The organism is Antarctobacter aquimaris, from assembly GCF_900184945.1.
In the GTDB taxonomy this organism is placed as follows: domain Bacteria; phylum Pseudomonadota; class Alphaproteobacteria; order Rhodobacterales; family Rhodobacteraceae; genus Maliponia; species Maliponia aquimaris.
This window is the reverse complement of the sequence record NZ_FXYF01000015.1, coordinates 1-12928: the sequence shown is the minus strand read 5'-3', so window position 1 is coordinate 12928 and position 12928 is coordinate 1. Positions and strand designations below refer to the sequence as shown.

At 67.4% G+C, this 12928-nt stretch carries 15 protein-coding genes and 1 pseudogene; 12 read left to right on the top strand and 4 right to left on the bottom strand.

Features of this window, described 5'->3' with window-relative positions; genetic code table 11:
* Positions 1 to 4: 4 nt before the first annotated feature.
* Together preA and MAA8898_RS20710 are read left to right on the top strand one after the other, a co-directional pair.
* On the top strand, positions 5 to 1309 hold the full coding sequence (gene preA, locus MAA8898_RS20715) for an NAD-dependent dihydropyrimidine dehydrogenase subunit PreA (protein WP_094022942.1): 1305 nt from the start codon (positions 5 to 7) through the stop codon (positions 1307 to 1309).
* Positions 1310 to 1443: 134 nt separating this feature from the next.
* Entirely contained in the window at positions 1444 to 1752 is a 309-nt protein-coding gene (locus tag MAA8898_RS20710) for a hypothetical protein (RefSeq protein WP_094022941.1), read from the top strand.
* Here MAA8898_RS20710 and MAA8898_RS20705 read toward each other — a convergent pair.
* A complete protein-coding gene (locus MAA8898_RS20705; protein WP_094022940.1) occupies positions 1737 to 2381 on the bottom strand; it encodes a TetR family transcriptional regulator C-terminal domain-containing protein in 645 nt (214 codons plus the stop codon). The two genes, MAA8898_RS20710 and MAA8898_RS20705, sit on opposite strands and share 16 nt — an antisense overlap.
* 151 nt (positions 2382 to 2532) lie before the next feature.
* Here MAA8898_RS20705 and MAA8898_RS20700 point away from each other — a divergent pair, with 151 nt between their 5' ends.
* From MAA8898_RS20700 to MAA8898_RS20685, 4 genes are read left to right on the top strand one after another with little or no spacing between them, the layout of a single operon-like run.
* Positions 2533 to 3783 carry a Zn-dependent hydrolase gene (locus MAA8898_RS20700; protein WP_094022939.1) on the top strand — a complete coding sequence of 417 codons (1251 nt, stop codon included), beginning with the start codon at positions 2533 to 2535 and terminating at the stop codon, positions 3781 to 3783.
* 22 nt (positions 3784 to 3805) lie between these two features.
* On the top strand, positions 3806 to 4390 hold the full coding sequence (locus MAA8898_RS20695) for a hypothetical protein (RefSeq protein ID WP_141194904.1): 585 nt from the start codon (positions 3806 to 3808) through the stop codon (positions 4388 to 4390).
* A 3-nt stretch (positions 4391 to 4393) separates the two neighbouring features.
* Positions 4394 to 5848, top strand: a complete 1455-nt coding sequence (gene hydA, locus MAA8898_RS20690; protein ID WP_094022937.1) for a dihydropyrimidinase — start codon at positions 4394 to 4396, stop codon at positions 5846 to 5848.
* 31 nt (positions 5849 to 5879) lie between these two features.
* Positions 5880 to 7265, top strand: a complete 1386-nt coding sequence (locus tag MAA8898_RS20685; RefSeq protein WP_094022936.1) for a pyridoxal phosphate-dependent decarboxylase family protein — start codon at positions 5880 to 5882, stop codon at positions 7263 to 7265.
* 5 nt (positions 7266 to 7270) lie between these two features.
* On the opposite strand, the gene MAA8898_RS20680 is transcribed toward MAA8898_RS20685, so the two are convergent.
* Positions 7271 to 7669 (bottom strand): cupin domain-containing protein, encoded by a 399-nt coding sequence (locus MAA8898_RS20680; RefSeq protein ID WP_094022935.1) that lies wholly within the window; start codon positions 7667 to 7669, stop codon positions 7271 to 7273.
* Between MAA8898_RS20680 and MAA8898_RS20675 the strand changes: the two genes are divergently transcribed.
* The 6 genes from MAA8898_RS20675 to MAA8898_RS20650 are packed head-to-tail and all read left to right on the top strand — an operon-like array spanning position 7668 to position 11979.
* Complete coding sequence (locus MAA8898_RS20675) at positions 7668 to 8486, top strand: ABC transporter ATP-binding protein (RefSeq protein WP_094022934.1); 819 nt, start codon at positions 7668 to 7670, stop codon at positions 8484 to 8486. The two genes, MAA8898_RS20680 and MAA8898_RS20675, sit on opposite strands and share 2 nt — an antisense overlap.
* The gene (locus MAA8898_RS20670) at positions 8483 to 8698 is read left to right on the top strand and encodes a hypothetical protein (protein ID WP_141194903.1); all 216 of its coding nucleotides are present in this window, start codon (positions 8483 to 8485) and stop codon (positions 8696 to 8698) included. Before MAA8898_RS20675 ends, MAA8898_RS20670 begins: the two co-directional genes overlap by 4 nt.
* Positions 8695 to 9138, top strand: a complete 444-nt coding sequence (locus tag MAA8898_RS20665) for a GNAT family N-acetyltransferase (RefSeq protein WP_094022932.1) — start codon at positions 8695 to 8697, stop codon at positions 9136 to 9138. The genes MAA8898_RS20670 and MAA8898_RS20665 overlap by 4 nt, the downstream gene beginning before the upstream one ends.
* Positions 9135 to 10094: an ABC transporter permease gene (locus tag MAA8898_RS20660; protein WP_094023025.1), complete on the top strand. Its 960-nt coding sequence runs from the start codon at positions 9135 to 9137 to the stop codon at positions 10092 to 10094. The genes MAA8898_RS20665 and MAA8898_RS20660 overlap by 4 nt, the downstream gene beginning before the upstream one ends.
* Positions 10091 to 10942: an ABC transporter permease gene (locus tag MAA8898_RS20655; protein ID WP_094022931.1), complete on the top strand. Its 852-nt coding sequence runs from the start codon at positions 10091 to 10093 to the stop codon at positions 10940 to 10942. The genes MAA8898_RS20660 and MAA8898_RS20655 overlap by 4 nt, the downstream gene beginning before the upstream one ends.
* Before the next feature lie 50 nt (positions 10943 to 10992).
* Positions 10993 to 11979, top strand: a complete 987-nt coding sequence (locus tag MAA8898_RS20650) for an ABC transporter substrate-binding protein (RefSeq protein WP_094022930.1) — start codon at positions 10993 to 10995, stop codon at positions 11977 to 11979.
* A gap of 227 nt (positions 11980 to 12206) precedes the next feature.
* On the opposite strand, the gene MAA8898_RS26870 is transcribed toward MAA8898_RS20650, so the two are convergent.
* Positions 12207 to 12536 carry a hypothetical protein gene (locus MAA8898_RS26870; RefSeq protein ID WP_245853527.1) on the bottom strand — a complete coding sequence of 110 codons (330 nt, stop codon included), beginning with the start codon at positions 12534 to 12536 and terminating at the stop codon, positions 12207 to 12209.
* A 207-nt stretch (positions 12537 to 12743) separates the two neighbouring features.
* Positions 12744 to 12928: pseudogene (locus tag MAA8898_RS27330) on the bottom strand (hypothetical protein); the annotation flags it as partial.

Genomic DNA, 12928 nt, shown 5'->3' with positions numbered 1-12928 from the left:
GACCATGGCTGACCTGACGACCGATTTCGTGGGCATCAAGAGCCCGAACCCCTTCTGGCTGGCCTCCGCGCCGCCGACCGACAAGGAATACAACGTCCGCCGCGCCTTTGACGCGGGCTGGGGCGGCGTGGTCTGGAAGACGCTGGGCGAGGAAGGCCCCCCCGTTGTCAACGTCAACGGGCCACGTTACGGCGTGGTCTACGGTGTCGACCGCCGCGTGCTGGGGATCAACAACATCGAGCTGATCACCGACCGCCCGCTTGAGGTGAACCTGGAGGAAATGGCGCGGGTCAAGGCCGACTACCCGGACCGCGCGCTGATCGCCTCGATCATGGTGCCCTGTGACGAAGCCTCGTGGAAACGCATCCTGCCGCGCGTGGCCGAGACTGGCTGCGACGGGATCGAGCTGAACTTCGGCTGCCCGCACGGCATGTCCGAGCGCGGCATGGGCAGCGCCGTGGGCCAGGTGCCGGAATACATCGAGATGGTCACCCGCTGGTGCAAGCAGTACTACGACAAGCCGGTGATCGTGAAGCTGACGCCCAACATCACCGACATCCGCCACCCGGCGCGGGCGGCGAAGAACGGCGGCGCTGACGCGGTGTCGCTGATCAACACGGTGTCGTCGATCACCTCGGTGAACCTCGACAGTTTCAGCCCCGAGCCGTCGATCGACGGCAAGGGATCCCACGGCGGCTACTGCGGCCCGGCGGTCAAGCCGATCGCGCTGAACATGGTGGCCGAGATCGCCCGCGATCCGCAGACCCGCGGCCTGCCGATCAGCGGCATCGGCGGCGTCACCACCTGGCGCGACGCGGCCGAGTTCCTGGCCCTGGGGGCCGGCAACGTGCAGGTCTGCACCGCCGCCATGACCTACGGCTTCAAGATCGTCGAGGAGATGAAGCGCGGGCTGTCGGCCTGGATGGACGAGAAGGGTTTTGCCAACGTCTCCGAAATCGTCGGCCGCGCGGTGCCCAACGTCACCGACTGGCAGTACCTGAATCTCAACTTCGTCACCAAGGCGCGGATCGACCAGGACGCCTGCATCAAGTGCGGCCGCTGCTTTGCCGCCTGCGAGGACACCAGCCACCAGGCGATCTGGATGAAGCCGGGCCGGGTGTTCGAGGTGAACGACGCCGAATGCGTCGCCTGCAACCTCTGCGTGGACGTCTGCCCGGTGGAGAACTGCATCACCATGGAGCGGCTGCCGGCGGGCGCGGTGGACCCGCGGACGGGGCGGACCGTGTCGGACGACTATGCCAACTGGACAACGCATCCGAACAACCCGATGGCAAAGGCGGCCGAGTAAGGCAAAAGGGGGCGCTGCCCCCCGGTCGCCTGCGGCGCCCTCCCCCCGGGCGTATTTGACCAGAGAAGAAACCCGGGGCGTGCCGCAAGCGCGCCCCGCTTGCCTGCCGAACCGGGCGCAGGCATGCTGCGGCCATGGCCCTGTTCGACCTCACCCGCTGGCCGGCGCTGCTGGTCTTTGCGCTCGCTGGGGCGGTGGCGACCTGTTTCGCCTTCGTCTCGGTCAACCTGTTCGTGCAGGCCATGGCGGGGGCCGCGTTCCTTCAGCGGCATGGCTGGACGGCGGTCCGCTACGGTGCGCTGTACCAGGTGGCGGAACTGGCGTTCTGGGGCGCGCTGGCGCTGGCCTGCTGGCTGGTCTTCAAGGTCTGCGAGGCCGAGTTGACGGACCGATACCGGCGCTGGTGCGCGCGGCGGCGGGGGCCGGATCAGGACGGGCGCTGAGGCGTCAGCCAGCGGCGGAACAGCGTTTCGAGGTGCGCCTCGGCACCGTCGAAGTCCTGCCCGCCCAGCACTGCCTGCACCTGCACGTCGAAATCGGCGTAATGCTGGGTCAGCGACCAGATCGAGAAAAGCAGGTGGCGCGCATCGACCGGGGCAAGGCGGCCCTCGGCGATCCAGCCGTCGAACACCCGTGCGGTCTGGTCCACAAGGTCGCGCAACGCGCCCTCCAGCACCGGGCGGATCTGCGGCGCGCCCTGGAGGATCTCGTTCGCGAACAGCCGGCTTTCGCGCGGATAGTCGCGCGACATCTGCAGCTTGCGCACCACGTAAGCAAGGATCTCGTCGACCGGCTCGCCTTTGGGGTCGAGATCGCGCAGGGGGTCGAGCCAGGTTTGCAGAAGGTCTTGCAGGAGCGCGTCGTAGATCGCCTCCTTGGAGGGGTAGTAGTAAAGCAGGTTGGGCTTTGACAGCCCGGCCTCGGTGGCGATGCGGTCCAGCGTGGCGCCGGGGAAACCGGCCTCGGCAAAGACGGTCAGCCCGGCCTCGAGGATGGCCTCGCGCTTGGCCTTCTGGATGCGGGTCTGCGGGGGTGCGCCTGCCGCTGGTTCCGGTGCCGCTTTTCCCGTCATGGCCCCTCGCCGACTGCCTCATTCCGGTGCACCTGCCGGAATCGACGGCACGGCGCTTGACTGACCTTTCCCCTCTGGTAGCGTGCTTTTGACCGGATGGTCAAATCGGAAAGCGCCCGCACCGGACGGGTTCAGCACGGGGAGACACGCCATGGCCGCACCTGCCGCAAACATGACCGTCAACGGGGACCGGCTGTGGGACAGCCTGATGGAGATGGCCAGGATCGGACCGGGCGTGGCGGGCGGCAACAACCGCCAGACCCTGACGGATGCCGATGGCGAGGGGCGCGCGCTGTTCCAGAAATGGTGTCTTGAGGCCGGCTGTACCATGGGGCTGGACCAGATGGGCAACATGTTCGCCCGGCGCGAGGGCACCGACCCGGATGCCCTGCCGGTCTACGTCGGCTCGCACCTCGACACGCAGCCCACGGGGGGCAAGTACGACGGCGTGCTGGGCGTGCTGGGCGGGCTGGAGGTGATCCGCTCGCTGAACGATCTCGGGATCAAGACCAGGCACCCGATCGTGGTGACCAACTGGACCAACGAGGAAGGCACGCGCTATGCCCCGGCGATGCTGTCGTCGGGCGTCTTTGCCGGGGTGCACACGCAGGACTGGGCCTACGCGCGCAAGGATGCCGAGGGCAAGGCGTTTGGCGACGAGTTGCAGCGGATCGGCTGGCGCGGTGACGAAGAAGTGGGCGCGCGCAAGATGCACGCCTTTTTCGAGCTGCACATCGAGCAGGGGCCGATCCTCGAGGCCGAGGGCGTCGATATCGGCGTGGTCACCCATGGGCAGGGGCTGTCCTGGACGCAGCTGACGGTGACCGGCAAGGACGCGCACACCGGCTCGACCCCGATGCCGATGCGGCGCAACGCGGGCCTCGGTATGGCGCGCATCCTGGAAAAGGTCGAGGAAATCGCGCTGTCGCACGCGCCCCACGCGGTGGGTGCTGCGGGGCACATCGACGTCTACCCCAACTCGCGCAACGTGATCCCCGGCAAGGTGGTGTTCACGGTCGACTTCCGTTCGCCCGAGCTGGCGGTGATCCGCGACATGGAGGCGCGGCTGAAGGTGGCGGCCGAGGAGATCTGCGCCGACATGGGCCTGACGGTGGAGTTCGAGAAGGTCGGCGGGTTCGACCCGGTGGAGTTCGACGCGGGCTGCGTCGGCGCGATCCGGGACGCGGCGGAACGGCTGGGGTACACGCACCGCAACATCATCTCGGGCGCGGGGCACGACGCCTGCTGGATCAACCGGGTGGCGCCGACGGCCATGGTGATGTGCCCCTGCGTCGACGGGCTGTCGCACAACGAGGCCGAGGAGATCAGCAAGGACTGGGCCAAGGCGGGGGCGGACGTGCTGTTCCACGCGGTGGTGGAGACGGCGGAGATCGTGGAGTGAGACGCGTGACGATGGGGGGCTCATGTCCGGTCTTTTGACGTTCGGCAATATCGCCTCCGCGATCGGCTGCCTTGCTGCCGGATTCGCGTTGGGGCAAGCACTGACAGGCAGCACGCGGTACGATGAAGGCGTTTCGGAAGGGCGTGCGCAACTTGCAGTGGCCGAAGACGCTCTGGCCAAACTGAACCAGGTCATCGCCGAACCCTCGGTCACAGCCGTCTTTTCCGAGGAAAGCCGCGCGAAACTGGCTGAGTTGTCTGAGGCCGTCGCGACCCGTGACTATGACCGGATCGATGCCTTGTTGCCTTTCGCGCTGGAGGTTGCGGGCGGTGCGGGCTGCGTGCCCAACGGCACGAGTTTCACGGTCACCGCGCAGGACAACGTCAAGCAGAACTGCGAAACGGGCGTAACATCCGTGTTCGTCGTCGTGAACCCAAACCGGATCGACACGACACTCGGCACGGAAATGAAATCGCTGGTGCAGGGAAACCCGAAGACCTGGGCATTGCGCGATGGCGGGGAATGCACCGTTCTGGTCTCACGCGCATCGGTTCCGGATACAGGCCCGACGGCCGACATACTGTTTCAGAATTGCAAGGGGAGCTGAGCCATGACCACAGTCATCAAGAACGGCACCGTCGTCACGGCGGATCTGAGCTGGAAGGCCGACGTCCTGATCGACGGCGGCAAGATCGTCGAGATCGGCGACAACCTCAAGGGAGACGAGACGCTCGACGCCACCGGATGCTATGTCATGCCGGGCGGCATCGACCCGCACACGCACCTGGAGATGCCCTTCATGGGCACCTATTCCAGCGACGATTTCGACTCCGGCACGCGCGCGGCGCTTTCGGGCGGGACCACCATGGTGGTCGACTTCGCCCTGCCCTCCCCCGGCCAGGGGCTGCTCGACGCGCTGCAGATGTGGGACAACAAGTCGACCCGCGCGCATTGCGACTACAGCTTTCACATGGCGGTGACCTGGTGGGGCGAGCAGGTCTTCAACGAGATGAAGACGGTGATCGAGGATCGCGGCATCACCACCTTCAAGCACTTCATGGCCTACAAGGGCGCGCTGATGGTGCAGGACGACGAGATGTTCGCCAGCTTCAAGCGCCTGGCCGAGTTGGGCGGCATCGCCATGGTCCACGCCGAGAATGGCGATGTCGTCGCCGAACTGCAGGCCAAGCTGATGGCCGAGGGCAACACCGGCCCCGAGGCGCACGCCTATTCCCGCCCGCCGCAGGTCGAGGGCGAGGCCGCCAACCGCGCCATCATGATCGCCGACATGGCGGGCGTGCCGCTTTATATCGTGCACGTATCCTGCGAGGAGGCGCACGAGGCCATCCGCCGCGCCCGCCAGCAGGGCAAGCGCGTCTGGGGCGAGCCGCTGATCCAGCACCTGACGCTGGACGACAGCGAATACATGAACAAGGACTGGGACCATGCCGCGCGCCGCGTGATGTCCCCGCCCTTCCGCAATGCCAAGCATCAAGAGAGCCTCTGGGCCGGGCTGATGTCCGGGTCCTTGAGCGTCGTGGCGACGGACCACTGCGCCTTTACCACCGAGCAAAAGCGCTATGGCGTCGGCGATTTCACCAAGATCCCGAACGGCACCGGGGGCCTCGAGGACCGGATGCCGATGCTCTGGACGCATGGCGTGGCGACCGGGCGGCTGACGCCCGAGGAGTTCGTCGCCGTGACCTCGACCAATATCGCCAAGGTGCTGAACTGCTACCCGCGCAAAGGCGCGATTCGGGTCGGGTCTGACGCCGATATCGTGGTCTGGGACCCCGAGAAGGAAAAGACCATCACCGCGGCCAAACAGGTCTCGGCCATCGACTACAACGTCTTCGAAGGGCACAAGGTGAAGGGCCTGCCGCGCTTTACCCTGACGCGCGGACACGTGGCGGTGCTTGACGGCGAGCTGCGGAGCCGCGAGGGACACGGCCAGTTCGTGGCGCGCAAGGGCGCGACGCCGACCAACAGGGCGCTGAGCACCTGGAAAGAGCTGACCGCGCCGCGCCCGGTGGAACGGACCGGCATCCCGGCCAGCGGGGTGTGACAGCCGGAACGACGCAGCGAGGATCGCGGCCATGGGGCTGACAGACGAGGAACGGCGCGCGATGGAGGCGGCGGGACGGCGGGCGGTGGCCTTTCGTGCCGGGCTGCACCGCGCGCCGGCGATCCCTGCCCTGCGCCCCGATGCCATCGCGGGCCGGTTCCAGGGCGATCTGCCGGACCACGGCAGCCCCGCCGATGCGGTGCTGACCCGGATGGTCGACGATGCCGAACCCGGGGTGCACGCCCATGCCTCCGGCCGGTTCTTCGGCTATGTCTGCGGCGGGTCGATGCCGGTGGGCGTGGCCGCCGATTTCATGGTCTCCGCCTGGGGGCAGAACAGCGCCTCGTCCTGGGAATCGCCGTCGGTGGCGGCGATGGAACAATGCGTCTGCCACTGGTGCCTGGACCTGCTGGATCTGCCGCGCGATGCCGGGGTCGGCATCGTTTCGGGCGCGACGGTGGCCAACACTCAGGCCATCATGGCCGCGCGCCACGCCCTGCTTGCGGCGCAAGGATGGGATGTCGAGGACAAGGGGCTGTTCGGCGCGCCGGAGTTCCCGGTGCTGATCGGCGAAGATGCGCATTCCGCCCCGTTGGCCGGGCTGCGCTATGCCGGGCTGGGGGCCGGGCGAGCCACCCGGATCGCGACCGACGCCGAGGGCCGCATCAAGGTCGACGCGCTGCTGGCGTCGCTGGAGGACTGCGCGGCGCCCCCCCTCGTCATCCTGCAAGCCGGGCAGATCAACACCGGCGCCTTCGATCCCTTCGCCGAGATCATCCCAGCCGTCCACGCCAAGGGCGGCTGGGTGCATGTCGACGGCGCATTCGGCCTGTGGCTGCGGGCGGTGCCCGCCCTGCGCGACCGGCTGGAAGGTGTCGAGGCGGCGGACAGCTGGGCGGTCGACCTGCACAAGTGGCTGAGCGCGCCCTATGATGCGGGGCTGTGCATCGTGCGGCGGCGCGACACGCTGGTCGAGGCGATGACCGCGCGCGGCGCCTACCTGCCGGACCAGTCCGACACCTGGGAGCCATCGGATTCCACGCTGGAACTCAGCCGCCGGGCGCGCGGCGTGCCCAGCTACGCGATCCTGCGCCACCTGGGGCGTGCCGGCGTGCGCGCCCTGGTTCAGGGCCATTGCGACCTGGCCAGGCATGTCGCGTCCCGCCTCACCGCAAGCCCCGGCATCGAGGTGCTGAACAGCGTGGTGTCGAACCAGGTTGCCGTGTCCTGCGGCAGCGACGACCTGACAAAGGCCACGCTGGCCCGGGTGCAGGCCAACGGGCGGGTCTATCCCAGCCACGGCACCTGGCAGGGCCGCCAGATCATCCGCATCTCGATCAGCAACTACGCCACCACCCGGGACGACGTCGACCTGCTGTGCGACGAGATCATCGCCGCCCGGAGGGCCGTCGCATGAGCCGGTCAGCGCGGAACCAGCGCCTCCAGCTCGGGCAGCAGGACCACCGACTCTTGCTCGTGCGGGTCGGTGCGGGCGATGACCGCGACGGCCGGCACGTCGCCGTCGTTGAACGGCAGGTGCGGCACGTCGGCGGGGATGTAAATCATGTCCCCGGCACCGATCTCCATGCAATGCTCCAGCCGGTCGCCCCAGTACATCCTGGCGGCGCCGGAAATCACGTAGATCGCGGTTTCATGCGTCTCGTGCTTGTGCGCCCTGGCGCGGCCGCCCGGCGGCACGGTCAGAAGGTGCATGCAGACACCGGACGACCCCACCGTCTCCTTCGCAATCCCCTCGAAATAGGAAAAGCCCTGCTTGCCCTGGTACGTTCCCTCGGGCCGCAGCTTGACACAGTCCGCCATGAATTCACTCCCCGTCATGAATGACACCAGCCTAGCCCAGGACACTGCCCCGGTCATCCGCGCCGACCACCTGGACCTGACGTTCCAGACCGGCGACGGCCCGGTGCACGCGCTGAAGGGCATCACGCTGGACATCGCCAGGGGGTCCTTTGTCAGCTTCATCGGGCCGTCGGGCTGCGGCAAGACCACATTTTTGCGGTGCATCGCGGCGCTGGAGCATCCCACCGGCGGCACGCTGACCGTCAACGGCATGACACCCGACGAGGCGCGGCGCAAACGCGCCTATGGCTACGTGTTCCAGGCGGCGGGGCTGTATCCCTGGCGCACCATCGGGCGCAACATCGCGCTGCCGCTGGAGATCATGGGCTTTTCCCGGGCCGAGCAGAATGACCGCATCGCGCGGGTGCTGGAGCTGGTGGAACTCTCGGGCTTTGAAAACAAGTTTCCCTGGCAGCTGTCGGGCGGGATGCAGCAGCGTGCGTCCATTGCCCGCGCGCTGGCCTTTGACGCCGACCTGCTGCTGATGGACGAACCCTTTGGCGCGCTGGACGAGATCGTGCGCGACCGGCTGAACGAGGAACTGCTGCGGCTTTGGCGGCGGACGGAAAAGACCATCGGCTTTGTCACCCACTCGATCCCCGAGGCGGTATACCTGTCCACGCACATCGTGGTGATGTCGCCGCGCCCCGGCCGGATCACCGACGTGATCGAAAGCCCCCTGCCCAGGGAACGCCCGCTGGACATCCGCGACACGCCCGAATTCATCGAGATCGCCCACCGCGTGCGCGAGGGGCTGCGCGCGGGGTATCAGGAATGAGACGCACGGCGATGCTGGTGCTGCTGGTGTTCGCCGCCGCGCAGATCGTGCCGTTCGGCGCGGCGCTGGGTGAAACGCAGACCCCTGAGTGCCGCCAGTTCCGCTATGAAGGCACCTGCCCCGCCGCGCGCCGGGTGATGTGGATCACCGGGGCGCTGGCCCTGCTGGCGCTGGCGGGGGCCTGGCGGCTGAGCCGGAGACAGACCGCATGACCCCGCCCATCCGCCGCGCCACCCCCGACGACCTTCCCGCCTGCACCCGGATCGTCTGCGACTGGGAGCGCGAGACGCCCTACATGCCGGGCCACGCCACCGAGGACAGGGTCCTGCCGATGATGCAGGAGGTGTTTGACGCCCGCGAAATCTGGGTCGTGGGCGACCCGGTCGAGGGCTACATGTCCATCGACCCGGCCGAGCGCAAGATCGGCGCGATCTACCTGACGCGACGGGGCAAGGGGATCGGGCGGGCGTTGATGGACCTGGCCAAGCAGGGGCGCAATTTCCTCTGGCTGACGGTCTTTGTCCCCAACATCCGCGCGCAGGCCTTTTATCTGCGCGAGGGTTTTGCGGTCGTCGACCGCCTTCCGCCTCCCAGCATCGGCGAACCGGAGATGCTGCGCATGGAATGGCGCCGCGCTGGAGGCGAGGCATGACGAGACGCCGCTACCTGTTGCCCCCCGTCCTGGGCGTGATCCTGGCGCTGATCGCGCTGTGGTACGTCGCCGTGGTGCCGATGAACGTCAAGGAAGTGCTGACGCAGGCCGAACGGGCGGGGGCCGAAATCTCGCCCCCCTCGGCGGTCGAACGGCGCGACATGGGCCACTGGGCGCTGGTGCTGCGCAACCCGGGCGCGCTGGGCGACAGCTGGAGCCTGGAACGCGCCAAGCTGCCCGCACCGCACCAGGTGCTGGCGGAACTCTACGACTCGACCATCGGCGAAGAGCTCTACGGAAGGCGCGGCATCGTGCAGTCGGGCAGTCTGTCGAACCGGTCGCTGGTCTACCACGCGGTGGTGACGCTGAACGCGACCTTCGTGGGTTTCCTGATCGGCACCGGGCTGGGCATCCTGCTGGCCGTCGGCATCGTGCACAGCCGCGTCATGGACATGAGCGTGATGCCCTGGGCCATCGTCAGCCAGACCATCCCCATCGTCGCGCTGGCGCCGATGATCATCGTGGTGCTCTATTCCATCGGCGTGCAGGGGCTGATCCCCAAGGCGGTGATCTCGGCCTACCTGTCGTTCTTTCCGGTGGTGGTGGGCATGGTGAAGGGGCTGCGCGCGCCGGACGCCATGCAGATGGACCTGATGCGCACCTACAGCGCGCCGACCTCCTCGGTGCTGTGGAAGCTGCGCCTGCCCTCGTCGATCCCCTACCTGTTCGCCTCGCTCAAGATCGGCATCGCGGCCAGCCTGGTCGGCGCCATCGTCGGCGAATTGCCGGTGCAGAAGGGCGGCCTGGGCGCGCGGATGCTGGCGGGCAGCTACTATGGACAGACCTCGCAGATCTGGGCCGCGCTGCTGATGGCGGCGGCGCTGGCGGCGGTGCTGGTCTACCTGATCGCCTGGATCGAGCGGCGGACGCTGCGCAAGATGGGGATGATGCCATGACGCTGGTGATCCTTGCCCTACTGCTCTGGGTTGCCGGCTGGGGGCTGAACGTGGTGCTGGCGAACGGGCCCGCGCGCGACACCGGCGCCGTGAAGCTGGCCGTACCGCTGATCTTTGGCGCGACGGTGCTGGGGGTCTGGGAACTGGTGGTGCGCGGGCTGGCGGTGCCGACGGTGATCCTGCCGCCGCCCTCGCAGATCGCGGCCAGCTTTGCCGCCAACCTGCCGCTGCTGTGGGGCGATTTCGTGCAGACCATCCTCAAGGGCGCGGTGTCGGGCTACGTGATCGGCTGCGGCGCGGCCTTCCTGACCGCGCTGCTGGTCGACCGGTCCGAGTACCTGCGCCGAGGCCTGCTCCCGTTGGGCAACTTCATGGCGGCGCTGCCCATCGTCGGCACCGCGCCGATCCTGGTGATGTGGTTCGGATTTGGCTGGCAGTCCAAGGCGGCGGTGGTCGTTCTGATGGTGTTCTTTCCCATGCTGGTGAACACCGTGGCGGGGCTGTCGGACACCAAGGCGATGCAGCGCGACCTGATGCGCACCTATGCCGCGTCATGGGGTCAGACGCTGCTGAAACTGCGGCTGCCTGCCGCCCTGCCCTTCATCTTCAACGGGCTCAAGATTTCCTCGACGCTGGCGCTGATCGGGGCCATCGTGGCGGAATTCTTCGGCAGCCCGACTCTGGGCCTGGGGTTCCGCATCTCGACCAGCATCGGGCAGCTTGACCTCGGGATGGTCTGGTCGGCCATCCTGGTGGCGGCGCTGTCGGGGACGGCGTTCTATGGCCTCGTCGCCCTGGCCGAGCGCCGCATGACATTCTGGCACGCCTCGTTCCGGGGCGGCCGATAACCGGCCCGGGGAAACCGGGCGATACGACAAGACACCAAGGAGGTACTGAGATGAAACAGACATGGATCGCCGCCGTGACGGCCCTGGGACTCGCGTCCCCGGCACTGGCGGCGGACGAAGTGACCCTGCAACTGAAATGGGTCACCCAGGCGCAGTTCGCGGGCTACTACGTGGCGCTCGAGAACGGATACTACGACGAAGCCGGGCTGGACGTGACGATCCTGCCGGGCGGCCCGGACATCGCGCCGACGCAGGTGATCGCCGGCGGCGGCGCCGACGTTGTCGTGGAATGGATGCCGGCGGCTCTGGCCGCGCGGGAAAACGGCCTGCCGTTGGTCAACATCGCGCAACCGTTCAAGTCGTCGGGCATGATGCTGACCTGCTGGAAGGACGCCGGGATCGAGACCCCCGCCGACCTCGACAACCGCACGCTGGGCGTGTGGTTCTTCGGCAACGAGTATCCCTTCCTGTCGTGGATGAGCAGCCTCGGCATCAAGACCGAGGGCAAGATGGAGGGGTCGGTCGAGGTGCTCAAGCAGGGCTTCAACGTCGACCCGCTGATCCAGCGCCAGGCGGATTGCATCAGCACCATGACCTACAACGAGTACTGGCAGGTGATCGACGCCGGCGTGACGCCGGAGGAACTGGTGACCTTCAAGTACCAGGACCAGGGCGTGGCGACGATGGAGGACGGGCTCTACGTTCTGGAACAGAACCTGTCGGACCCGGCCTTTGTCGAGAAGATGAGCCGCTTTGTCGCGGCCTCGATGAAGGGCTGGAAATGGGCCGAGGAGAACCCGACCGACGCGGCGATGATCGTGCTGGACTATGACGAGACCGGCGCGCAGACCGAGGCGCACCAGGTGCGGATGATGGGCGAGGTGGCCAAGCTGACCGCCGGTTCGAACGGCGCGCTGGACCCGGCCGACTACCAGCGCACTGTCGACACGCTGCTGGCGGGCGGTTCGGACCCGGTGATCACCAAGGCCCCGGAAGGCGCCTGGACACATGCGATCACGGATGCGGCGCTGAACTGATCGCCTTTTTGACAGGTCTTGAAAGATCGGGAAAAGCCGCGGTGACGCGGCTTTTCTCATTCCGGTGCGGGGGGCGCTGCCCCCATCGCCCTGCGGGCGACTCCCCCGGAGGTATTTTTACAGAGAAGAAGCCGGAGGCGCGCTCTAGAGCGTGTTGCAGGTTATCCGATTCAGGATTCCCAGATTGATGGCGATGTGGTTCCCTGCTGTTGAGGCAGATATGGGGGTCACCGATGGGCAAACCACATCCGATAGAGCTCCGAACGCGGGTTGTCGCGTATGTAGACGAGGGTCACGGGCACCGCGAGGCGGCGCGGCACTTCCGGCTGTCGCCGAAATTCGTCAACGAGTTGGTCAAGCTGCGCCGCGAAACCGGGTCTCTGGCACCACGGCGGCAGGGGAATGGCGGCGGGCATGGCAAGCTGGCGGGCGTAACCGGTTGGATCGAGGCCCGCGTCGCCGCCAGGGGTGAGATCACGCTCGACGAACTGACCGTGGAACTGGCCGAGGTCCATGGCATCGACGTTCACCGCGGCACCGTCTGGCGCGCCCTGCATGGGCTCGGGATGACGCACAAGAAAAGACCTTCAGGCGCTTGAGCAGACGCGCAAAGATGTGGCCGGGCAGCGCCACGTCTGGATCGCAAGGCGCCAACCCTTCATGGCCAACCACCTGGAACGGCTGGCATTTGTCGACGAAACCTCGGTCAAGACCAACATGGCCAAGACCACCGGCCGGGCCCCGCGCGGGCAGCGCCTGGTCGATCACGCACCGTTCGGCCACTGGCGCACCCAGACCTTCGTCGCGGCCTTGCGGCACGACCGGTTCGCCAAGGCTATCGCGACGACCCTCGTCTCCTTGGTTGCCAGCTTCCGCGACGGCCAGTCCGTTCCCGGATGGCGGCTCCTGCGCCGGACCATGATCTGGGCCATGGCGCCCAAATACGGCA

Coding starts and splice junctions, on each gene's coding strand:
- preA (WP_094022942.1), top strand. CDS start 5: ATGGCTGACCTGACGACCGATTTCGTGGGCATCAAGAGCCCGAACCCC.
- MAA8898_RS20710 (WP_094022941.1), top strand. CDS start 1,444: ATGGCCCTGTTCGACCTCACCCGCTGGCCGGCGCTGCTGGTCTTTGCG.
- MAA8898_RS20705 (WP_094022940.1), bottom strand. CDS start 2,381: ATGACGGGAAAAGCGGCACCGGAACCAGCGGCAGGCGCACCCCCGCAG.
- MAA8898_RS20700 (WP_094022939.1), top strand. CDS start 2,533: ATGGCCGCACCTGCCGCAAACATGACCGTCAACGGGGACCGGCTGTGG.
- MAA8898_RS20695 (WP_141194904.1), top strand. CDS start 3,806: ATGTCCGGTCTTTTGACGTTCGGCAATATCGCCTCCGCGATCGGCTGC.
- hydA (WP_094022937.1), top strand. CDS start 4,394: ATGACCACAGTCATCAAGAACGGCACCGTCGTCACGGCGGATCTGAGC.
- MAA8898_RS20685 (WP_094022936.1), top strand. CDS start 5,880: ATGGGGCTGACAGACGAGGAACGGCGCGCGATGGAGGCGGCGGGACGG.
- MAA8898_RS20675 (WP_094022934.1), top strand. CDS start 7,668: ATGAATTCACTCCCCGTCATGAATGACACCAGCCTAGCCCAGGACACT.
- MAA8898_RS20680 (WP_094022935.1), bottom strand. CDS start 7,669: ATGGCGGACTGTGTCAAGCTGCGGCCCGAGGGAACGTACCAGGGCAAG.
- MAA8898_RS20670 (WP_141194903.1), top strand. CDS start 8,483: ATGAGACGCACGGCGATGCTGGTGCTGCTGGTGTTCGCCGCCGCGCAG.
- MAA8898_RS20665 (WP_094022932.1), top strand. CDS start 8,695: ATGACCCCGCCCATCCGCCGCGCCACCCCCGACGACCTTCCCGCCTGC.
- MAA8898_RS20660 (WP_094023025.1), top strand. CDS start 9,135: ATGACGAGACGCCGCTACCTGTTGCCCCCCGTCCTGGGCGTGATCCTG.
- MAA8898_RS20655 (WP_094022931.1), top strand. CDS start 10,091: ATGACGCTGGTGATCCTTGCCCTACTGCTCTGGGTTGCCGGCTGGGGG.
- MAA8898_RS20650 (WP_094022930.1), top strand. CDS start 10,993: ATGAAACAGACATGGATCGCCGCCGTGACGGCCCTGGGACTCGCGTCC.
- MAA8898_RS26870 (WP_245853527.1), bottom strand. CDS start 12,536: ATGCAGGGCGCGCCAGACGGTGCCGCGGTGAACGTCGATGCCATGGAC.